At 64.8% G+C, this 20,264-nt stretch carries 19 protein-coding genes; 1 reads left to right on the top strand and 18 read right to left on the bottom strand.

Going from position 1 to position 20,264, the window contains the following annotated elements:
* The 8 genes from AC07VH_RS25515 to AC07VH_RS25550 all read right to left on the bottom strand — a co-directional run bounded on the left by AC07VH_RS25515 (window position 1) and on the right by AC07VH_RS25550 (window position 9,484).
* Window positions 1–810 (bottom strand): hypothetical protein, encoded by an 810-nt coding sequence (locus tag AC07VH_RS25515; RefSeq protein WP_494788826.1) that lies wholly within the window; start codon window positions 808–810, stop codon window positions 1–3.
* Between the two features lie 65 nt (window positions 811–875).
* Complete coding sequence (locus tag AC07VH_RS25520) at window positions 876–1,454, bottom strand: nucleotidyltransferase family protein (RefSeq protein ID WP_494788825.1); 579 nt, start codon at window positions 1,452–1,454, stop codon at window positions 876–878.
* On the bottom strand, window positions 1,451–2,449 hold the full coding sequence (locus tag AC07VH_RS25525) for a DUF4424 family protein (RefSeq protein WP_494788824.1): 999 nt from the start codon (window positions 2,447–2,449) through the stop codon (window positions 1,451–1,453). The genes AC07VH_RS25520 and AC07VH_RS25525 overlap by 4 nt, the downstream gene beginning before the upstream one ends.
* A gap of 5 nt (window positions 2,450–2,454) precedes the next feature.
* Window positions 2,455–5,286, bottom strand: coding sequence for an ATP-binding protein (locus AC07VH_RS25530; protein WP_494788823.1), 2,832 nt, complete (start codon window positions 5,284–5,286; stop codon window positions 2,455–2,457).
* Window positions 5,287–5,294: 8 nt separating this feature from the next.
* The gene (locus AC07VH_RS25535; protein ID WP_494788822.1) at window positions 5,295–6,041 is read right to left on the bottom strand and encodes a hypothetical protein; all 747 of its coding nucleotides are present in this window, start codon (window positions 6,039–6,041) and stop codon (window positions 5,295–5,297) included.
* Window positions 6,034–7,404 carry a hypothetical protein gene (locus AC07VH_RS25540; protein WP_139143209.1) on the bottom strand — a complete coding sequence of 457 codons (1,371 nt, stop codon included), beginning with the start codon at window positions 7,402–7,404 and terminating at the stop codon, window positions 6,034–6,036. Before AC07VH_RS25540 ends, AC07VH_RS25535 begins: the two co-directional genes overlap by 8 nt.
* A gap of 205 nt (window positions 7,405–7,609) precedes the next feature.
* Window positions 7,610–8,365, bottom strand: coding sequence for a DUF3108 domain-containing protein (locus AC07VH_RS25545; RefSeq protein WP_494788821.1), 756 nt, complete (start codon window positions 8,363–8,365; stop codon window positions 7,610–7,612).
* A complete protein-coding gene (locus AC07VH_RS25550) occupies window positions 8,366–9,484 on the bottom strand; it encodes a DUF3108 domain-containing protein (RefSeq protein WP_494788820.1) in 1,119 nt (372 codons plus the stop codon). It abuts the gene before it with no gap.
* Window positions 9,485–9,633: 149 nt separating this feature from the next.
* Here AC07VH_RS25550 and AC07VH_RS25555 point away from each other — a divergent pair, with 149 nt between their 5' ends.
* A complete protein-coding gene (locus tag AC07VH_RS25555) occupies window positions 9,634–10,347 on the top strand; it encodes a PhaM family polyhydroxyalkanoate granule multifunctional regulatory protein (protein ID WP_494788819.1) in 714 nt (237 codons plus the stop codon).
* Window positions 10,348–10,368: 21 nt separating this feature from the next.
* Here AC07VH_RS25555 and AC07VH_RS25560 read toward each other — a convergent pair whose 3' ends face one another.
* The 10 genes from AC07VH_RS25560 to AC07VH_RS25605 all read right to left on the bottom strand — a co-directional run bounded on the left by AC07VH_RS25560 (window position 10,369) and on the right by AC07VH_RS25605 (window position 20,251).
* On the bottom strand, window positions 10,369–10,584 hold the full coding sequence (locus tag AC07VH_RS25560) for a hypothetical protein (RefSeq protein ID WP_034753454.1): 216 nt from the start codon (window positions 10,582–10,584) through the stop codon (window positions 10,369–10,371).
* A gap of 64 nt (window positions 10,585–10,648) precedes the next feature.
* A complete protein-coding gene (locus AC07VH_RS25565; protein ID WP_494788818.1) occupies window positions 10,649–12,379 on the bottom strand; it encodes a response regulator in 1,731 nt (576 codons plus the stop codon).
* Between the two features lie 11 nt (window positions 12,380–12,390).
* Complete coding sequence (locus AC07VH_RS25570; RefSeq protein WP_494788817.1) at window positions 12,391–13,110, bottom strand: sensor histidine kinase; 720 nt, start codon at window positions 13,108–13,110, stop codon at window positions 12,391–12,393.
* A 157-nt stretch (window positions 13,111–13,267) separates the two neighbouring features.
* Window positions 13,268–15,058: a family 2A encapsulin nanocompartment cargo protein cysteine desulfurase gene (locus tag AC07VH_RS25575; protein WP_494788816.1), complete on the bottom strand. Its 1,791-nt coding sequence runs from the start codon at window positions 15,056–15,058 to the stop codon at window positions 13,268–13,270.
* On the bottom strand, window positions 15,033–15,962 hold the full coding sequence (locus tag AC07VH_RS25580; protein WP_070221598.1) for a family 2A encapsulin nanocompartment shell protein: 930 nt from the start codon (window positions 15,960–15,962) through the stop codon (window positions 15,033–15,035). The genes AC07VH_RS25575 and AC07VH_RS25580 overlap by 26 nt, the downstream gene beginning before the upstream one ends.
* A 130-nt stretch (window positions 15,963–16,092) precedes the next feature.
* Window positions 16,093–16,317, bottom strand: coding sequence for a helix-turn-helix domain-containing protein (locus AC07VH_RS25585; RefSeq protein WP_086147172.1), 225 nt, complete (start codon window positions 16,315–16,317; stop codon window positions 16,093–16,095).
* Between the two features lie 7 nt (window positions 16,318–16,324).
* Window positions 16,325–17,311, bottom strand: a complete 987-nt coding sequence (epsC, locus tag AC07VH_RS25590; protein ID WP_494788815.1) for a serine O-acetyltransferase EpsC — start codon at window positions 17,309–17,311, stop codon at window positions 16,325–16,327.
* A gap of 19 nt (window positions 17,312–17,330) precedes the next feature.
* Window positions 17,331–17,828 carry a rhodanese-like domain-containing protein gene (locus AC07VH_RS25595; protein ID WP_494788814.1) on the bottom strand — a complete coding sequence of 166 codons (498 nt, stop codon included), beginning with the start codon at window positions 17,826–17,828 and terminating at the stop codon, window positions 17,331–17,333.
* A 228-nt stretch (window positions 17,829–18,056) separates the two neighbouring features.
* The gene (gene mnmC1, locus AC07VH_RS25600) at window positions 18,057–19,688 is read right to left on the bottom strand and encodes an FAD-dependent 5-carboxymethylaminomethyl-2-thiouridine(34) oxidoreductase MnmC1 (protein ID WP_494788813.1); all 1,632 of its coding nucleotides are present in this window, start codon (window positions 19,686–19,688) and stop codon (window positions 18,057–18,059) included.
* The gene (locus tag AC07VH_RS25605; protein WP_475417162.1) at window positions 19,688–20,251 is read right to left on the bottom strand and encodes a DNA-3-methyladenine glycosylase I; all 564 of its coding nucleotides are present in this window, start codon (window positions 20,249–20,251) and stop codon (window positions 19,688–19,690) included. Before AC07VH_RS25605 ends, mnmC1 begins: the two co-directional genes overlap by 1 nt.
* Window positions 20,252–20,264: the final 13 nt, after the last annotated feature.

Here is a 20,264-nt window from a genome sequence, read left to right on the forward strand (position 1 = left end):
TCAGTAGTACTGGCACAGGCCTTCGCAACTGGTCGCCGACAGCGCCTGGCGTATCGTCGCCAGCGCCGGCGCCAGGGCCGGATCGAGGTCCTTGTCCGCATCGGCCAGGCTGGTCAGCAGGCGCTCGCGCAAGGGCGGCGCCATCAGATTCGCGTTCGCCGTGGCGTGCTGCGCCGCCGCTTCCAGCATCCGCTTCTTTTGCGCCACGCTCCAGAACGGCACCTGCACGAACTGCACCACGCTCGTGTAAACAACGGCCGTGTTCTTGCTGAACACCCGCGCGCGCAGACGCTCGGGCCCGCTCACCGCATCGGCCGGCTGGGCGCTGAATTCCCGCTCCATCAGCCCGATCAAATGGCCATGGCAATGCATGCTGAAAGCAAACAAGGTACTCATTTCATCGCCATAATTGGCCAGGTTCCGCGTCACTTGTTCCTTGCGCGCCTGCTGCAGTTCGGCGCCGGACAGCGGCAACGGCCATGCGAGGCCAAACGCATAGTATGTTTTGCCCAGCCGCATGGCCTGCTCGCACACGGCCACGCTCTCGTTCACGTCCTGCAGCGCCGCGACGGGCGCCTGGAACAGGCGCGGACCGTCGGCGATCTGCGCAAACAGTTGTGCCACGGCAGGTTCGCCCAGGCGCGGCAAGCCGCTGTGCGGCGTCGCCTTGGCCATCCGCGCTTCCAGCTGGCCGCTGGCTTGCTGGAAATCGCTGTAGCTGTCGGCCCAGGCGGCGGGCGCCACGAGGGCGGAGGAAAGGCAGAACAAGCGGGCGATGCGGCGCAGCGGCGGGGAAATCGACAGGGACATGGGATCAGGCGAACACTATTGAATAAGCGGCAATTATAGGCAATCTGTATCCATACTGCATCCAATCAGGCGATGATGGTGACGCGCGGCCAGCGCGCCGCATAATCCTTGCCGGCCAGGCGCTGCGCATAGCCGTCCGGACTGATGCGCGCCGGGTTGCGCCGCACCACCATATTGAACAGGTCGTCGAGGCCGTGCGGCGCGATGATGCCGATCTCGCCGTCGCGCTGCAGATGGATGCCGACCGAGGTGGCGAACTCGGGCCAGGAAGCGATGGCGTCATCGAGCGACAGCAGGGGCGGCACGGCGTAGCCGAACTCTTCTTCGAACCACAGGTGCACCCTGGCCTGGTTGCACACTTCCCACGGCACGCCGAGCAGCGCCGTTTCCAGGCGCTGGCGCAGCCGCACCTCGCTTTCCGCAAGCACATCGTGCGCATCGAAATACGCCACGTCGACGTCGCTCAATGCCGACGGTTGCGCGTAGCCGTGCAAGGCATCCCACACGAGATTGCGCACGGCGCCGGCGCCGATGCAGCAGTGGGGCAAGCCCAGCTGCGCCACGGCTTGCAGCGCCTGCCGGCACCACGGCGTGGCGCCGGCGATGGCGCGCAGACGCGCGGCCAGCGCTTCCTGCGCACTCACGGCCGGATCTGCGGCGCCACCCCGTCGTTGCTCACCGTGCCTTCGACATTGCCGAAGTACACGTCCAGATCCTGCTTCGGACGGAAGTTGCGCAGCTTGACTTGCAAGGTGGTGGGATTGATTTTGGTGAACGTGCCGGGGAAGCACAGGCTGATCAGCTCGTCCGGTTTGCCTTTGATCAAGTTCAAGGTGAAATCCTCGATGCCATTCTTCCAGGTGTTGCCCGTCGTCAAAATGTACGAGACCCACACGGCGTTGACGAAACCGCTTTCGCCCTGCCGGGCCGCCAGGCGGTTCCACGTCTTGTAGAAGGCCTTGTCGCCGCAGTATTTCTTTTCGAACTCGTTGCCATCGCCCAGGTAGGAAGCGCCGGGGCCGGCCGCGACGAACGGCGCATATTGATGGCGCACGCGCACGACTTTACCGGCGGGAAATTTCTGCTGCCACAAGTAGATGACTTTCACGGTCCAGGCCGGCACCCATTCCTCGTCGTAGAGCTGGGCCAGCAAACCTTCGCGTATCATGATCTTGCTCTGCGCGGCCGTCAGCGGCGCCACCTTCTTGTCGAACGGCGTGTGCGACGGGAAATAGGCGATCTGCGCGTCGGACAGCCCCAGCTGGCGCAGCCGCGCCGTCACGTCCTCGGCGTCGAGCTTGGCCACGAACGTGGTTGTATAGTCCTTGCGCTTGCCATCCACGTCGACGGTAAACTGCTGCGGCTGGCCGTAATACGTGGGCGAGCCATGGTAGCCGGCAGAGTATTCGGGCAGCGGAAAGAAGATCGTCTCTTCCACGTCCTTCGCCGATTCATTGAGGAATTCGTACTCGACCTTGATCAAGTCCGTGCTCACGCTGAGCACTTCCTTTTTCATGGCGACGGCATCCGTCTTGCCGAACAGGATTCCCCCCGCGCCGACGGAACCGATGCCGTCGTTGGCCCGGGCTGGCGCCGAACACGCCAGCGCCAGGGCCGCGGCCAGAACGAGCTTGCGCACGGCCATCACGCCACCTTGCCCGGTACGGGTTCGATGCGCCGCTGCAGCACGAAAATCGGTTGCGCCCATTGCGTATCCTTCTTTTTCTTGCTGGTGATCAAGGTCAGCTCCGAGGGATCGTAGACATCCGTGTTGTGCGTCAACGGCGTCGTCATCAGGTACTGCGCTTCCGTGTTTTTCAGGAATTCGCCGACCAGTTGAATATTGCGGATATCCAAATGGGCAAACGGTTCGTCGATGAAGACGAAGCCGCCGGAACCGTCTTCCGATTTCAGCAAGCCGATCAGCAGCACCAGCGACTTCATGACCTGCTGGCCGCCCGACGCTTCGCCATCGTTCATGCCGATGACGCCCTTGCCGTCGAATTTGAAGCGCACGTGCAAGCCCGCCTGCGACAGCTGCACGTCGTCGTTTTCCAGACGCACGGGGTCGGCATGGACTTCGATGCCGGCCAGCTCGCCCAGCTCCTTGATGTTCTTGCTGTAGGTCTTGATGGTGTAGCGCAAGCGCTCCATGTAGGCGCCGCGGGCATTGCCCGTCGCTTCGATGGCGCGGTTGTTCTGGTAGCGGCGCTCGTCCGTTTCCGACTGGCGGCCATGCAGCTGGTCCGACAGGCGGTGGTGCTGGTCGATGACGGTGGCGTCGAGTTCCCAGTCGTCGCGCGCCAGGCTGTTTTGCAGGCTGGCCACGCGCAAGTCGACCTGGTGCGCATTCTGGTGCTCGGCCACGAGCGCGGCGCGGCGGGCGGGACGGCGCCAGCTTTTCGGCAGGTGGCGCCACGCATGGCGCAAGGCCAGCAAGGCGCGCGCATGCTCGGCGCGCTGTTCAATCTGCTTCTTGTAGCCAAGGCGCGAACCCGCTTCCGCCTCGGACAGGGCCAGGCGCGCGTTTTGCCATACGGTATCGGCACGCGTGCGCGCCACAGTGGCGTTCTTGGTGAGATTCTGCAACTCGCCCAGGCGGCCGCCCACTTCCAGGCGCTCTTCCTTCAAGGGCTTGGAATTGCGCAGCGCTTCGGCGAACTCTTCCTGGCGCGCACTGAGCTCCTTGGCCGCGTCGACGCCGGCGATGCGCGCTTTCAGGGCGCCCACTTCGGCCGCCAGCTTCGAAATCGCCAGGGTCAAGGTATCTTCCTGGCCTTCCAGGCCCGGCAGCGAGCGCAGCAGCGCTTCCAGACGGCCGCTGCGGCCGGCCTGGCCGAAGCGGTAGCGCGACGCTTCCACGAACAGCGAGCGCCCCCCGCGGCGTTCGCGGTGGTACGCCTCGGGCGTGATCCATTCCTCGTGGTTGCCCAGCTTGAAGCCCGCTTCGACGGAATCGACGCGGGCAATGCGCGACAGCTGCTCGATCAGCCAGCTGGGCACGGGCGCGGAAAATTTCACCACCGCCAGCAAACTCTCGTCCTTCGCCACCGGCGCCGTGACCAGGTCGGGCACGATGAAGTGGCGGTAGCGTTCCTTCTCGGCCAGGCGGTAGGCAGCGGCCGCATCCTTGGCCTTGTCCAGCAAGACGACCGAGGCGTAACCGCCCAGTACGCCTTCGACGGCGCCCTGCCAGCGGCTGTCCGTCACTTCGACGATATCCGACAGCATGGCGTGCGAAATCCCCGCGTCGCGCAGCGCACGGCGCATGCCGCGCACATTGTCCGGCTCCGGCATGGCCGTCTTGCCTTGCAGCGCGGCAATCGTTGCCTGTTCGCCCGCGATGCGCGCCGACAGGGCGTCGCGCTGCTGGCGCTGCTGCAGCAATTGCGCTTCCTTCTGCTCCAGCTGGGCCGCCACTTCGGCGATGTCGCTGCCCGAATCGGCCGCCAGCTTGTGCAAGCGGTCCTTCTGTTCCAGCAAGCTGTCCAGCGGTTTCAGTTTTGCATTGATCAGGGACAAACGGCTCTGCAAGCCGATCGATTCCTGCTCCAGCAGGGTTTCATTCATCTGCGCGTCGGACAGGGCTTTCGCCTGCGCGGCCAGCGCATTGCGTTTATCCGTCAGCTGCTGGTCCGCCTGCGCCATTGGTTTACGCGCGTCGCGCAATTGCCGGCTGGCGATGGCCGCCTTTTCGCGCGCCTCGTGGTACTGCAGGCTGGGCAGCACTTCTTCCAGCAGGTTGCGGCGTTCCTTATGTAAACCTTCCCACTGGTGGTAATTGGCCACGCGCAGGCGCAGGCCTTCCAGATTGGTTTTCGACGCCTCGAGTTCCGTCTCGAAGCGTTTCAGCTCCACCTCCGTGTCGCGCTGGTGGCGCTTGGCTTCGTCGTAGGCGTCCAGCACTTCCTTGTCGCCGAAGACCTGGAACACCAGGTCGAGCAGCTGGCGCGGCGCGTATTCGCACAGTTTGTCCGTCTCGCCCTGCTCCAGCGCCAGCACTTTCGACATGGCCGGCGACAGGCCCGCATTGGCCAGGCGCTTGCGGTAGTTTTCCACGCCGAGCCAGTCGTTGGCGTCCGTGATGTCCTCGATCTGTACATTGCCTGGACGCATCAGATACTGGCGCTTCCAGTCGCCGCCATTCTTCTGGATCTGGCAAAACAGGGTCACTTCATCGTCGCTGAAGAAGCCGGAACTGCGGAACGGGCGGTTCGACAGCTGCTTGCCCACGTTCTTGTTGTCGACCACGGCGCGCAGCCAGGCCGTCTGCTGGCCCGAGTGGCGCGCGTAGTGTTTATAGGTGCGGCCCATCGAGCAGTCGAGGCCGAACAGGGTGCGCAAGGCGTCGAGCAAGGTGGTCTTGCCGGAGCCGTTCTGCCCCGCGATGGTGATGATCTTTGCGTCGAGCGGAATATTCTTGATGCGCTGCCAGTAATCCCAGTGCACCAGTTCAAGTGATTTGATATGAAACATGGGCGCTTTCAGTGAGGGAGGTCGGACGCGGGCTCATCGCCGTCGTCAGGCAGGTCGCCGATGTCGGCGGACAGGTCGTCCGCCAGGTCGGCGTCGGGCAGTGTATCGCCGCTGACGGCCACCAGGCGCGCCGGCGCCCGCTTGAAGACGTCGGCCAGGGCGCCGTTGATGATGCGTTCCTTGAGCACGTCCGTGTCCATCATCAGGTCCAGCAGCGGGCCTTCCAGGATGACATCGCCGCGCCGCTCGATGAAGCCCAGCTTGGCCAGGGTGCCCAGATTCATGTCCATGCGCGTCTTCTTGCCCAGCTTGTCGCCGAAGTCGGACAGCAGCGCCTTGTAGGAAATGCCGATCGACGCGTCTTCCGCGCGCGGCAGCGGTTTTTCCGTGCCAAACATATCATTTTGATCGTCATCCGCGTGCTGGTGCGTTTCCTGGCGTTCGCGCTTGGGCAGGATGATCTGCGCCCACAGCACCACCAGCAAGGCCACGCCATCGCGCGCCAGACCGAAATTATTGTTTTGCCACACGTCGCGCGCGCCGAAGATCTTCGGCTCGATGGTGCGCGTCAGGGCCAAAGTGACATGGTCGGCATATACGTTGTCGAGCAGTTTCAGGCCGCAGGCCAGCAGGCGCGCATCGATTTCGGCGCGGAACAGCTCGTCGGACAGCACGCGCTTGACGAGCTTGTCGTCGCGGCGCAGGGTTTGATGCGTGAGCAGGCGCGCAATCAGGATTTGGGAATCGTCATTCATCGGCTGTGCCGCTATCTAAATCAAGTGAAACATTCAGTGAAAGCGAGGCGATCGACATGGCCGCCACGTGGGGGTCGGACAGTTGGACCATCTCGTCGGTCGGTGTAAAGGTGATCGGCAAGCGGGCCAGTTCGGCCGTCGAGCCTTGCAAGCTCGCTTCGGACACGTCGCCGAGCAGCGGCAGCATCGAGGCGCGGTAGGACGCCACGGCAAAGCTGGCCGGCAGCAGCGAATCCTGCACGGGTACCGATTTCGGCCCTTCTTCACCGATGCTGGGGAAATTGCCCAGGCTGGCGAAGTTCGACAGGCGTTCGAGCAAATCGTCGAGTTCAAGCTGCATGGCGGGACCGTCGCTGATGGTGGTGGGCGCGTCCTCTCCGCTGGGCAGGCCCGTGTTGATGACGCCTGCCGCCCGTTCGGACAGCAGTTCCGTTTCCGCCACGTCGATCATTTCGGCCGGCGTGGAGAACAAGGGGACGACGGGCTGGTCGATGGCGCCTTCGGCCAGGCTGGCCAGGTCGTCGTGCAGCAGGAGCCAGCGCTTGATGTCGGTGGTCGACAGACCCGACTGGCCCAGGTGCACGCGCTGGCGCTCGATCTGGTTCAGGGCGCGCGAAAACATGCCTTGCATGTTGAGCAATTTACTTTGCGCGCGGCCGATCGCCTGCGCCGCCTTGTGCGTGGCGCTGTCCGCGTTTTCATCGGAGGTGATGGCCACGAGGATTTCCGAGCCTTTTTCCACCCAGTCGCAAGCCATGTTCCACTTCGCCTGCGCCGTGCGCAGCCGGAATTCGGAACCGGAAGCGATGGCGTCGGAAAACTCTTCCGTCAAGTCGACCAGCCGGCCCAGCAAATGCTGGAGTTGTTCGACCGACACGCCGCCCACGGCTTGCGCGCCCGCCACCTGCGACAGCAGGAAGCCCATTTCCGCCTCGTCTTCCGTCTGGCCCAGGCCCAGCAGGCTGTCGATGGCCGACAGCACGTTGCGCGCCATGGGCGTGACGCGGTACACGCCCTGCTGCGCATCCCAGGCCAGCAACTGGTTCGAGCGCAGGCGCAGCAAGACCGTTTCCAGGCTTTCCGGCAACAGATAGGCCAGTTTCGTGTTGATATCGGCGCGCGTATAGGCGGACGTGGCGGCATCGGACGCCAGCTCGCGCAGCACCAGCAGACGCACCAGCACGCCATCGAAACCGCCGTGAAACAGGGCCGTAAACACTTGCAGCAAGGGCTGCGCCCGCTTCAAGTGAAAGACTTGCTCAATTTCATCGGCCGAAATATTGGGCTGGAAATGCGCCTGCAAGGAATCGTGATGCTCCTGCTCTGTCTGATTTGCATCCGTAGCCACGGCTGCACTTGCCATTATATCAATCATTCTTTTCCGGATGAGTGTTCAGCGGGCGGCGCGGCGGGCTAACGCAGCGCTGCGGGGCGGGGGCGTCAGTATATCAGTTCTGACATGCAATTCGACTTGTGGCCAGAGGCGCCAAGCCGGGGTCAGACCCGCCGGGTCTGACCCCAGCACTTGCTTTGGGGTAAGAAAATCGAGTACAGCCAAGCGCAAGCGCTTACTTCTTGACGATCTTCTGCAGGGTTTGCTCGACGTAATCGCCGCCGTCCGCGTCGGCGAATGTCACCTTCACGGGATACCATTCCAGCGACGGCGCCAGCCACAGGTCCACTTGCTGGCCCTTCTTGTCCGGCGGCGGCGCCTTGACCAGGTGGATGGCGGCGACCTCGCCCAGGCCCGTGGCGACCGTCTCTTCCTTGACCACCTTGAAGGTCCACGGCTCGGCATCGTGCGCGCCGGCGACAAAGAACGCCCATTCCGAGCCGGGGACGAACTTCTCGGGCGCGGCGCGCGCCACGCTGGCCAGTTGCCAGACGGCGCTGTTGCGGTCCTGTTCGCCGCCTTTCAGCGGATACGTTTCATCGCCTTCGCCAAAGACGATGGTCTTGCTGTCGCGCTTGAAGGTGGTCGTCACGGCATCCTTGCGAAAGCGCTTTTCCACGAACTGGGCTGGCGCCAGGCCGAAATCGTCGACCGTGCCTTCGCTGCGCTGCTCGAGGATCTTGCCGAACAGGGCAGCCTTGGTTTCGGCCAGCAGCGAATACTTGCCGTCGCCCACGCGCCAGTTGCTGACCGATTCGCCGGACAGCCCGATGCCGCGCTGTTTGGCCTTGATCGAATACACGAGGTCGGCCGACGGCACCAGCTTGTACGGGCGCTTGATGGCGGGATGCTCCAGGGGGGCGTCGGCCATGGCAGGCGTGAGGGTGGCGGCCAGCAGGCTGGCGAGCAAAATGCGTTTCAAAGTAGTCATTTATTTTCCTGTAGCGTCATTGACGCGAATTTGGGTCACGGTTTGCGTGGTCAGCGCCCCGTTCGCTTCGGTATTGCGTATTTGTACCGGATACCACTGCATGGACGGCGCCAGCCAGATATCGAGCTGCGACGAATACGTGCCCGGCTTGGGCGGCCGGCGCAAGTGCCAGGTCACCAGGCGGCCCATCTTGGTATCGAGTTCTTCCTCGCCCACCAGCTGGAAGCGGAACACGGTCGCTTCCTTTTCCTCGCCGACGAGGATGTCGATATTGCCGGCCAGCTGGTTGACGTCGGCGCGGCCGATGGCGGCCAGCTGGAACGGCACCGTGGCCTTGTCCTGCGTCCCCTCCTGCCACGGCGCCGTCGCCGTCGTGGCCGAAAACGTGATGGCCTTGGCGTCGCGGTTGAAATGCGTGGCCGTTTGCGCGCGGCCCTTGCGTTTTTCCGTGGCCGTGACGGGCACGATGCCGCCGCCGTCGATCAGGCCCTCGCTGGTCAGCACCAGCAGGTTGATGCGCGTGATCAGCATGCTCAAGCCCACCTCCAGCTTCAACTGGTAGGTATCGCCCTTGTTGTCCCACGCCATGGCGGCCACGCCCTGCCACTTGGTGCCGTCCGCATCGCGCCGGTCCACGTGCAGGTCGAACTGGGCCGAGGCTGGCGCATTCGTCTTGTAGCGCCGCGCCTGCTCGACGGCCGGTGGCGGCGGCGCGGGAGCCGGCGCGGGAACTTCCGCCACGGCCGGGACCGGCGCCGTGATGGCTGGCGCGCTGGCCGCCGGTGCCGCGGGCGTCACCGGGCCATCCGGCGCGTCGCTGGCGGGCGCCGTCAACTGCGCCGACTCGCTCGACGGCAGCTCCGTCGGCGGCGGTGGCGGCGGCAGGCGGGGCTCGGGCAAGGGCCGCAGCTTGGGCGGCGGTGGCGGCGTCACCGGCACGGGCCTGGGCGGCTCGGCGATCAGTGCCATGCTGACCACCTGCGCATGATCCTGCCCCAGCGGCACCATGCTGGCACGCGAGGTGAGCCACTCCAGCGCCACGTAATGCAGTGCGCCGATGACCGCGACAAACATGACGGTGCGGCGGCGCGGTGGCGAAAAGAAGGAGTCAGGCATCATAGGCCGTAGTGTACCGCTTTCACGCCGCTTCCCGCTTCTTGCCCGTGCTCAACTCCTGCTGTTTTATGTAAGAAAATGTTGGCGGCTTTGCGTCAGTTGCAAGCTGATATCTGCTACGCTAGGCACATCCACCTACCAGGAGATTTCGCATGGCAAACCCGCAAATGCCCCAAATGCCGGGCGCAGCAGTTGTGACCGACACCCTCGACTTCGTCAAGAACCTGTGGGGCAGCATGAGCGTGCCCGGCATGGGCGTGCCCGGCATTACGGCGCCCACCATGTCGGTGGAAGAGCTGGACAAGAAAATCAACGACTTGAAAGCCGTCGAAGCCTGGCTGAACCTCAATACCAGCATGCTGCGCGGCAGTATCCAGGCATTGGAAGTGCAGCGCGGCACCATCGCCACCCTGAAATCGATGGGCGCTTCCCTGGCGGCGGCCATCACCCAGCCCGGCGCCAGCGAGAAAACCGTGTTTGAATCCGTGCCCTACGCTTCCGCGTTTTTCCAACAGGCCGCACCTGTACCTGAACCGAAACCGGCTCCCGCACCTGTGCCCGCGCCGGAACCGGCTGCGGCCGCGCCCGGCGATGCCGGCAGCCACGCGGCAGCCCAGCTGGCCAATCCAAGCGCTTGGTGGAATTTGTTACAAGATCAGTTCAAGCAGGCCGTGTCGACAGCCATGTCGCCCGATGCCGCCAGCGCGGCAGCTGCCAGCTTTGGCGGTGGAGCGGCGGCCAAGCCGGCGGCCGGCAAATCCGCCAAGCCGGCAGAAGCAGGTACGGCAGCCAAGGCCAAAGCCCCGCTGCGCAAGGCGCCGGCAAAGCGCGCGGCACCCAAGTCCAAGGCGCCAGGCAAGTCCTGACGTCCCGGAGAGACGACATGATCAGGCGATACGATGAATGCGGATCGCCTCGATCTGATTGTCGGCCTGGCGTTTTACGTCACCGATCGTGATCAGGCCTTCGTCGGCCAGCGCCTTGGCGTGCTCGTACGAAGACTGGAATGTTTCCAGCGTGTCTCCCTTGGCGGCGACCGGGCGTACCCAGGCAACGGCGCCAACTTTCATTTTTTTGTATACTTCATTGACCACATCACGCATAGTTTCTTCCTTATTGTTGTAGAGCAACTCAAGCACGGGCGAAACCGCGCTGGCCCCTAGTTTATCATCCGGCACGCTCGCGCACGGATTTTCCCCCTTTTTCCGCTACCGGCGGCGTTTTTTCCGCCACGTCGACGGCCGCTTCCGGCCCTGGCGGCGGCGTCAGCTGCACCAGCTGCTCCATCAATTGCGCAAAGCGCTGCTGCCCTGGTGCAATTTTGTCTACATACAACAACACTTCCATGGCTTCGGCCGCCAGGTCCGCCTGATAGCCGCGCTGTTCCAGGAAGGACACGATGATTTGCGCGGAATTGAACAGGATGCGCAGGTTGTTCGGCAGTTTTTCGCGCGCCGCGCGCATCCAGGCGACGGCTTCGTTGAGCTTGTCCGTCTTCCACAGCAGCACGCCCTTGTTCATCAAGTCCGACGCTTCCTTGCGCGAGGCGATGATCAGGCTGGTGCCCTCATCGCCCATCTTCGCCTTGTCGAAGATTTTCTGCACTTCGTCCTGCACCACCTGGTTGTCGTGGTTGTTCTTGACCACATAGCACAGCAGGCCGGCCGGCGCATCCTTGACGCCGACGGCGAACAGCAGGGTCGCCAGTTCCATGCAGATGCTTTTCTCGGGCCGCGCCGGGTCCTCGGCCAGCATGGCTTCCAATTCGTCGCCGCACTTGCGCGCGCGCCGGTAATCGCCCGTTTCGTGATGCACCATGCCTTCCGTGATCTTCGCGCGCAAGCCGATCTGCTCGGGCGAGAATTCGCGCTGCGCCAGCAGCAGCCACTGCAGCGCTTCCTTGGCATCCTTCTTCAGGCCGCACACGCGCGCCAATCCCAGATAGGCGTCCGGCGTCTTCATGACGGAGAACTCGCCGATGGCAATACACTTGCGGAAGGCCTTTTCCGCCATGCTGACATTGCCTATTTTTAAGGCAGCGAGCCCCAGGTTGCGCTGGCGCGGCACGGAATTGGGCGACAGGCGCGCCGCCTTTTCCAGCACGCCGCACGCTTCCTCGTGCTGGCCCATCAGTTGGTAGGCGACGGCCATCTGGTCGTAGGCGTCGATGTAATATTTGTTTTCGACGATCACGCCCTGGAAGATCTGCCGCGCCGCCTCGTGTTCGCCGTTGTTCATGCGGATCTTGCCCAGGCCCGCCCTGGCCCAGCTGTAATCGCGCTCGGCCAGCACTCTTTCGTACACGGCGCGGGCCTTTTCCGGCTCGCCGCTTTTCAGCAGCAACGACGCCTTCATGCGCAGCAATTCCAGCTCGTGCAGCTTGTTGACTTCGATCTGCGCATCGCACAGCCTGGCGGCGCGCAGATAATCCTTTTCCATGCAGGCCTGGTCGATTTCGCGGAACACCTGCTTCTTGTGCCACACGCGGTTCAGCCGCGTCAGCAGCACGCCTTCCGTGATCGGCTTGATCAAATAGGCGTCGGGCTGGTGCTCGGCCGCGCCCATCACCGATTCCACGCTTTTCTCGGCCGATACCATCAGCCACACGCTCGACGGCGCCGTCAGGTTGCGCACGCGCGTCTCTTCCAGCACCTGCTGGCCATTCTTGCCTTCGCCCAAGTTGTAATCGCACAGCACCACGTCGTAGCGCGTCTTGGCCAGCAGCTTCATGGCTTCGCCGCCGCTGGCCGCCTGGTCGATATGGCGCGCGCCCAGGTTGCGCAAGGATTCGCGCAGCAGGATGCGGATGCCGATGAAGTCGTCGACCAGCAGATAATGTTTGTCGGCCCAGTCGGTGCTGCCCGCTTCGGCGGCGGTGGCGTGGCTGTCTGTCGTCATGGCGTCCTCGTTCAGGGCAGGCGCAGGATGAAACAGCCGCCGCCCAGGGCACCGCCGTTTTCCAGGGCGATGCTGCCGCTGCTGCCCCGGTGCTTGTGCATCTTCGCCACTTCGCTGGAAAAATACAGCCCCAGTCCCGTACTGTTGGTGGAAAAGTTCACGCCGGCCGCCATGCCATCCATGGCCGCGCTGCCCGCGTCGAGCAGCGCCTGCGTATAGCCGTCGCCATTGTCTTCCACGCGCAGCTCCAGCATGCCCTCGTGCTCCCGCACCGACAGGCGGATCGTATCCTTCGTGTAGCGGATGGCATTGTTGATGGCATGCGCCAGCACGCCGATGACCAGGTCTTCATCGAGGGTCCAGATCAGCTCCGGCGGGCAGGACGTCTGCAGATGGATGCCTTTCGAGGCCAGCAGGATCTTTTCCTGGTCCACCACCTGGTCGATGACCTGGCTCACCAATTGCGGCTGCACGTCGAAGGGGTAGCCGGGCTTGCCCACTTCCTTGTACAGGGCCAGCAGCTGGATCAGGTTATCGTTGAGGCGCTTGGTCTGGTACAGCATCTGCGCCATCTGCAGATAGGCGGGGTCGGCTTGCGGCGCGTCTTTCGCCTGCTCGGCCGCCAGCAAGGATTCCAGCGTACCGCTGACGACGCTGATCGAATTTTTCATGTCGTGCACGGTCGACGCCAGGAACAGGAAAAGCTCGGGCGAGCTGTGTTGATCTTCCACCGGATATCTCCTTGGGGCCGCTGCTTGAATATTGCCAAGGATAAATTATACCGCCAGCCCGCGGGCGCCAGCCAGCCGCGCGCAAAGTCCGTGATCTGACGCAACAATGCCGCCCCCGCTGGCGCAGGGGCGGCATCAGCTTGACAAGCAGGCCAGATCAGCGGCGCGCGCCCGCCAGCCGTTTCACCACGACGATCATGCGGTCGATTTCCTCATACGTGTTGTAGAAGGCGAACGACGGCCGCACGGTCGCTTCCACGCCGAAGCGGCGCAAAATCGGCTGGGCGCAATGGTGGCCCGAACGCACGGCGATGCCCTCGTCGTTCAGGGCGCGCCCCACTTCCGCCGGCTCATAGCCGGCCAGCACGAACGACGCCACGCTGGCCTTCTCCAGCGCCGTGCCGATCAGGCGCACGCCGGGAATCGCTTGCAAGTGGTGCGTGGCGTATTCCAGCAGCGCGTGCTCGTAGGCGGCGATGTTTTCCAGGCCGATGCGCTGGACGTAATCGATGGCCGCGCCCAGACCGACGGCATCGGCGATATTGCCCGTGCCCGCCTCGAAACGGTTCGGCACGCCCTGATAGACGGTGCGCTCGAACGTGACGTCGGCAATCATGTTGCCGCCGCCCTGCCACGGCGGCAGCTGCTCAAGCAAGTCCGCCTTGCCATACACGGCGCCGATGCCCGTCGGACCGAACACTTTATGCCCCGAAAACACATAGAAATCCGCACCGAGCGCCTGCACGTCCACGCGCAAATGCGACACGGCCTGCGCCCCGTCGACCAGCACGCGCACGCCGGCCGCATGCGCCAGCGCGATGATCTGCGCCACGGGCGTGACGGTGCCCAGCGCATTCGACACCTGCGTCACGGACACCAGCTTGGTGCGCCCGTTGAGCAGCTTGCGGAATTCGTCGAGCAGGATTTGCCCGCTGTCGTCGACGGGAATCACGCGCAGGGTCGCGCCCTTTTCCGCCGCCAGCTGCTGCCACGGCACGATGTTGGCGTGGTGCTCGAGCTGCGAGACGATGATCTCGTCGCCGCTGCCGATGTACTTGCGCCCGAACGTGTTGGCGATCAGATTGATGCCCTCGGTGGCGCCGCGCACGAAAATGATTTCATTGGCCGAGGCGGCGCCAAGAAAATTGGCCACCTTGGCGCGTGCGGCCTCGTACGCATCGCTGGCGCGCGCCGCCAGCGCGTGGGCGGCACGGTGGATGTTCGAATTCTCGTGCGCATAGAAATACGACACGCGGTCGATCACCGACTGCGGCTTGTGCGTGGTGGCCGCATTGTCGAACCAGGCCAGCGGCTTGCCGTTGACCCGTTCGGCCAGCACAGGAAAATCGCGCCGCACGGCGTGCACGTCGAATGGCGCGGGGGTTTGGCCATGCCCTTGCGGCCGCGCAGGCAGCTCGGTCTGGAAATAGAACGCGGGCTGGCTGTCAGATGGCGATACGGGCAGCTGGCGCGTGGGTGCGCGCTGCGGCGTCGCAAACGCGTCGGGCGCGGCCTGCCCCAGCCCCTGGCCCGCCAGGCCGTCGAGATTATGGTTCGAGGCGGGATAGCCATGCGCGCCGCCGACAAAATAGTAGGGCGACGGCGCGCCGATGGCGGACAGCCGCGGCGTGGGAATCGATGCCGGCGCCGGCGCGATCGGTGCTTCCAGTGGCGCCGTCACGGGCGGCACTTGCGCCGTCGCCACGCCGGGCGCGATGGCGGCGAACGAAGGACCGGGCTGCGGCGGCGGACGGTTCACATAGCGGGGCGCCGCATCGAGCACGCTGCCGGAACCGCCAAGGCTGGGCGGCTTGTCCAACGCGGGGGCCAACCCGGGCAAGCGGGCAAAGAATTCGCCGGCCAGGCGGTTCAGGGTCGCTTCGTCGGGTAAAAATGGGACGGCAGGCAAGCCCGCCGCGCCATCACTTGTAGGTGTCTGGGTAGTCATGGTATTTACCGATCTCCACGTCTTCCAGTACGGCCAGCGCATCGTCGGTCAGCACGGCCAGCGAGCAATACAGCGAAATCAGATAGGACGAAATCGCGTGGCGGTTGATGCCCATGAAGCGCACGGACAGGCCCGGGCTTTGTTCGCCCGCCAGGCCAGGCTGGAACAGGCCGATCACGCCTTGGCGCTGTTCGCCCGCGCGCAGCAGGATGATTTTCGTCTTGCCGTCTTCGATCGGCAGTTTGTCGGACGGCACCAGCGGCACGCCGCGCCACGTCAAGAACTGCGAACCGAACAGGCTGACGGTGGGCGGCGGCACGCCGCGGCGCGTGCATTCGCGGCCAAAGGCGGCGATGGCCAGCGGGTGGGCGAGGAAGAAGCCCGGCTCCTTCCATACCTTCGTCAGCAGTTCGTCGAGGTCGTCCGGCGTGGGCGCGCCCGTCAACGTAAAGATGCGCTGGTCGTCGTGCACGCTGGCCAGCAGGCCGTAATCGGGATTGTTGATCAATTCGCTTTCCTGGCGCTCCTTGATCGTCTCGATGGTCAGGCGCAGCTGCTCCTTGATCTGGTCGTGCGGGCTGCTGTACAGGTCCGAGACGCGCGTGTGCACGTCGAGCACCGTGCTGACGGCATTGAGAAAATACTCGCGCGGCTGGTCGTCGTAATCGACGAAGGTTTGCGGCAGTTCCGACTCGTCGCGCTGCGAGCAGGCCACGCGCACGTCCTTCGGGTTTTTCACGCGGTTGAGGCGGTAGATGCCCGCTTCCACGGGCAGCCATTGCAGCAGGTGCACCAGCCAGCGCGGCGTGATCGTGGATAACTGGGGGACGCTCTTGCTTGCATTGGCCAGCTGGCGCGCGGCGTTGTCGCCCAACGCAAACTGGCTCTCTGTTGCTACTGTCATGACTACTCCTGATGAGAAAAGTGAATATGCTTATCTGAAAAACAAATAAAGTATCGGACGTCTCCCCTCTTCTCTCAACATGCTATCGCCATCATCGTGACGCGATTGATCCACGCTTCATCCACCCGCTTTAATCCACCAGTTCCGGTTCGCAGCGCGCCATCAGTCCCGCCAGGCCGACGCCCAGCGCGATGGCCAGTTTTTCCACCGTCAGCAGCGATGGCGTGGCGGCGCCCCGTTCGATTTCGCCGATGAATGAGCGGTTCAAGTCGGCCGCTTCGGCCAGCCGCTCCTGCGACCAGCCATGCCCTTCGCGCAACTGGCGCACGGCCAGTCCAAACTGTTTGATCAACATGCTGTCCTCATGGGTGGTGGGCAAAGGCGGGGTGGGATGGCGCCGGCGATTCCGGCGCCTCCTGCTGGTTATGCGCTTGCGTGACGTGGCTGCCGGGCGCCACGCTGCGGGTCAGCCAGACATTGCCGCCGATGACGGAGCCCTGGCCGATGGTCACCCGTCCCAGGATCGTCGCGCCCGCATAGATGACCACGTCGTCCTGCACGATGGGGTGGCGCGCCAGTCCCTTTTGCAGCACGCCGCCGGCGCCGGCTGGAAAGCGCTTGGCGCCCAGGGTGACGGCCTGGTAGATGCGCACCCGGTCGCCGATGATGGCCGTCTCGCCGATCACCACGCCCGTGCCATGGTCGATGAAAAAGCTGCTGCCGATGACGGCGCCCGGGTGGATGTCGATGCCCGTCTGCGAATGGGCCACTTCGGCGATGATGCGCGCCACCAGCGGCGCGCCGAGCGCATACAAGGTGTGCGCCAGGCGGTAATGGATGATGGCCAGGATGCCCGGATAGCACAGCAGCACTTCATCGACGCTGTGCGCGGCCGGGTCGCCCTGGAAGGCGGCCGCCACGTCCGTGTCGAGCTGGGCGCGGATGCGCGGCAGCGCGCGGGCGAAGCGTTGCACGATGGCCAGCGCCTGCTGTTCGATGGAGACCGTCTGCTGCAAGCCGTGCTGACGCGCGTGGTAACTGAGTTCGCGCCGCACCTGTTCGTGCAGGCTTGTCAAGGTCGTGTCGAGCGTGTGACCGACAAAAAAATCCTCGCTCTCCTGCTGCAGGTCGAGGGGGCCCAGGCGCATGGGGAACAGGGCCGCGCACAGGGCGCCAACGATGTCGCGCAAATGCTGGCGCGACGGGAATTCGCGCGCGCCGCACTCCTGGCTGCTGGCCAGCCCCTCGCGCCACTGCGCGCGCACGGCGCGCAATTCATCGACGATCTGGCGCAGTTCCCATTGCGGCTGCGCGGCAAGGGAGGCCGGGGGAATGGCTTGCTGGTTCATGGTGGTCCCGGGAAGAGGTTTAATCTTGCAGCCAGGGCAGCGCATGCCAGCGCCAGCCGCCGCTGTGGCCGCGCTGCTGCTGCGCGTCGAGGTCGCCTTCGAAGCCTTGCGCAATATTGAAGACGTGCTTGAAACCGGCCTTGGCCGCCGCTTCGGCGGCTGCGGCCGAGCGCTTGCCGCTGCGGCACAGCAGCACCACGACGGCATCCTTGCCGCCCGCCTTCGCTTCCAGCTCGCGCACAAAGCGGGGGTTGCGGTTCATGGCCGTGCCGGTCGCCCACGCCACGTGCAGCGAGGCGGGCACGTAGCCGACGAAAGTACGTTCTTCGTTGGTGCGCACGTCGACCAGCACGGCTTTGCCGGCCTGCACCAGCTGCCACGCATCCTGCGCGCTGACGATGCCCGCATACAGCAAGCCCTGCGCCTGCGCCTGGGCGCGCGCGTTATTCAGTACTTCGTCAAACGCCGCCTCGCCGTGCGCGGCGCGGGGATCGAAAATCAGTTCTGCAGCAGCCATCGTTCCACCTCTTTATTCCGTCGTCAAAAACCAGCACGAGTCCACTGTAGCGAACTTATGTTGTTCGGAAAACAAATTAAAAAGAGTTTAGAAAGCTGAAAAACAGATATGGGGACTACGCGCGGAGCGTCCGCATAGGGGGTCAGACCCTCACGCGCGTTGGCGCCAGGCTTTGCGTCAGCTGTGTTGGGGGTCTGACCCCAGCCCTCGCCTGCTCTGCGCCAACGCTCAACCAGCGCGGCGGCGTTCGCGAAGTAAAAAACGGGCTGGATCAAGCGCCTCTGCCAACTGACGTTCCAGCGGCAACGGCTCCCCCTCCAGCTGACACGCCAGCAGCTCGGCCGCCAGCGGTGCCCAGATCAGGCCGCGCGAGGCGTAACCGAGCAGACCAAACAGGCCGGGCCAGCGCGGTACGTCGCGCAGGCGCTCGCAGCGGCCCGGTATGCCGGGGTCGGGCAAGGCGCCGGCCAGCGGCAGGCGATCCGCTGCCATGCAGCGAAAGCCCGTGCGCCCGGCCAGCGGCGCCTCGAAGGGAGCAACGCCCAGGATGTCGGCGATCTTCGCGATATTTTCTTCCTGGTTCGATGGGCGCAGCTTGGCGTCCGCGTCCGCGTCGTAGCTGGCGCCCACGCACACGACGCCCTGGTGCGCCGGCGTCATGTAGGCTTCGCGGCAGACGACGAAGGGCAGCGAGGGCAAGCTGCCTGCGGCCAGGTGCGTGACCTGGCCGCGCACGGCGTCGAGCGGCAGGCCGGCCGCCTGTTCAAAGGCTACGGCGCCCGTGCCGGCCGCCAGGATGACGGTGGGTGCCGCCGCGATCAGGGCACCGTCCGCATCGCGCACCAGCCATTCGCCGTCGCCACGTTCCAGGCGCAGCGCGCTGCTGGAAAAGCACCGCGTAAGCAAGGCGCCGCAGGCGTCCAGCATGGCCGCGCACACGGAAGACGGGCGCGCCCAGCCGCCCTGCTCGAACCACCAGGCGCCATCGGGCGCCGGCGCGCCCAGCATGGCGCTCGCCTCGGGCGCTTCCAGCCAGCGGGCGAATTCACGCGGATACAGGCCGCTGGCGGCGATCTGCCGCTGCACCTGCGCATGCGCGCCGTCGCGCGCCAGGTGCAGCACGCCGCTTTGCGCCCCCTCGATGGCGGTGCCGATACCGCCCAGGTCTTTCCAGCGGCTCAGCGAGTACAGGTAGGCGGCGCGCACCAGGCGCGTGGCGATATTGTCGTCCTTCGACATCAGCGGCATGAAGATGCCGGCCAGGTTGCCCGACGCTTCGCTGGCCGGCTGCGCGTGGCGTTCGATCAAGGTCACCTTCCAGCCGCGCGCGGCCAGCCGTTCGCAGGCGGCCGCGCCGGCCACGCCCGCGCCGATGACGATGGCGCGCCGCTCGGGCGCCACGGTGGCTACGCTGTCACTGCGCCGGGCATAAAACACGGCGCGCAAACGGCTCTCGTCAAATACAAAACCATGCTGTTGCAGGGCCGCGCGCTGCGCCTCGTCCAGGTGCACGGCTTGCAGGCGGGCGCCATCGGCCATCAGGCGCGCCAGCACCGGCGTGGCCGCCGGCACCCAGGCCAGGTGCACTTCATCGACACGCGCCGACAATTGCGCCAGACAGGCATCGGGCTCGCCGATCAGCACGTCGAGTATGACGAGGCCGTCGCGCGCGACCATGCGGTGCAGGCCAGGCACGCAGGGCGGCCATTGCGTGCGCCACTCCTCGGGCAAGTGGCTGGCATCGACGGGCCGCGGCGCCAGCGCGATGTAGTGCAGGCGGCGACCGCCATGCGCGGCGCAGGCGGCGCGCAGGCGGGCGCCGTCAAAATCCGTGTCGAGCAGGACCAGCGCGCGGCGCATCAGCGCCCCGCGCGGCAAAAACAGGCGGGCGCATGGTCGTTGACCATGCCGATGCCCTGCATGTAGGCGTAGATGATGGTCGAGCCGACGAACTTGAAGCCCCGCTTGAGCAAGTCTTTCGACAGTGTGTCGGACAGGGCCGTCTTGGCGGGAAACTCGCCCGGCTGCCAGCTGTTGACGATGGGCTGGCCATCGACGTATGCCCACAAAAAGCTGTCCAGGGTCTGGCCCTCCGCGCGCAGGCGCAAATAGGCTTGCGCATTCGTGATGGCGGCCGCCACCTTCAGGCGGTTGCGCACGATGCCGGGGTCCGCCAGCAGCTGCGCCACCTTGTCAGGGCCATACGCGGCGATCTTTTCCGCATCCCAGTCATCGAAAGCGGCGCGGTAGGTGTCGCGCTTGTTGAGGATGGTTTCCCAGCTCAGGCCCGCCTGCGCCCCTTCCAGGTTCAGCATCTCGAACAGCCGGCGCTCGTCGTGGCAGGGCACGCCCCACTCCGTGTCGTGATACGCAAGGTAGCGGGGATTGGCCGGATTGGCCCAGGAGCAGCGGGTAATGGTCATGGTCGTCGTCTTC

The sequence above is a fragment of the Janthinobacterium sp. GW821-FHT03C10 genome (assembly GCF_059420865.1).

Excerpts from the sequence above, each read along its gene's own strand:
- AC07VH_RS25540 (WP_139143209.1), bottom strand. The coding sequence starts at position 7,404 with ATGGCAAGTGCAGCCGTGGCTACGGATGCAAATCAGACAGAGCAGGAG.
- mnmC1 (WP_494788813.1), bottom strand. The coding sequence starts at position 19,688 with ATGCGCCGCGCGCTGGTCCTGCTCGACACGGATTTTGACGGCGCCCGC.
- AC07VH_RS25575 (WP_494788816.1), bottom strand. The coding sequence starts at position 15,058 with ATGACTACCCAGACACCTACAAGTGATGGCGCGGCGGGCTTGCCTGCC.
- AC07VH_RS25560 (WP_034753454.1), bottom strand. The coding sequence starts at position 10,584 with ATGCGTGATGTGGTCAATGAAGTATACAAAAAAATGAAAGTTGGCGCC.
- epsC (WP_494788815.1), bottom strand. The coding sequence starts at position 17,311 with ATGAACCAGCAAGCCATTCCCCCGGCCTCCCTTGCCGCGCAGCCGCAA.
- AC07VH_RS25535 (WP_494788822.1), bottom strand. The coding sequence starts at position 6,041 with ATGAATGACGATTCCCAAATCCTGATTGCGCGCCTGCTCACGCATCAA.
- AC07VH_RS25605 (WP_475417162.1), bottom strand. The coding sequence starts at position 20,251 with ATGACCATTACCCGCTGCTCCTGGGCCAATCCGGCCAATCCCCGCTAC.
- AC07VH_RS25585 (WP_086147172.1), bottom strand. The coding sequence starts at position 16,317 with ATGTTGATCAAACAGTTTGGACTGGCCGTGCGCCAGTTGCGCGAAGGG.
- AC07VH_RS25565 (WP_494788818.1), bottom strand. The coding sequence starts at position 12,379 with ATGACGACAGACAGCCACGCCACCGCCGCCGAAGCGGGCAGCACCGAC.
- AC07VH_RS25550 (WP_494788820.1), bottom strand. The coding sequence starts at position 9,484 with ATGATGCCTGACTCCTTCTTTTCGCCACCGCGCCGCCGCACCGTCATG.
- AC07VH_RS25580 (WP_070221598.1), bottom strand. The coding sequence starts at position 15,962 with ATGACAGTAGCAACAGAGAGCCAGTTTGCGTTGGGCGACAACGCCGCG.
- AC07VH_RS25545 (WP_494788821.1), bottom strand. The coding sequence starts at position 8,365 with ATGACTACTTTGAAACGCATTTTGCTCGCCAGCCTGCTGGCCGCCACC.
- AC07VH_RS25595 (WP_494788814.1), bottom strand. The coding sequence starts at position 17,828 with ATGGCTGCTGCAGAACTGATTTTCGATCCCCGCGCCGCGCACGGCGAG.
- AC07VH_RS25555 (WP_494788819.1), top strand. The coding sequence starts at position 9,634 with ATGGCAAACCCGCAAATGCCCCAAATGCCGGGCGCAGCAGTTGTGACC.
- AC07VH_RS25530 (WP_494788823.1), bottom strand. The coding sequence starts at position 5,286 with ATGTTTCATATCAAATCACTTGAACTGGTGCACTGGGATTACTGGCAG.
- AC07VH_RS25515 (WP_494788826.1), bottom strand. The coding sequence starts at position 810 with ATGTCCCTGTCGATTTCCCCGCCGCTGCGCCGCATCGCCCGCTTGTTC.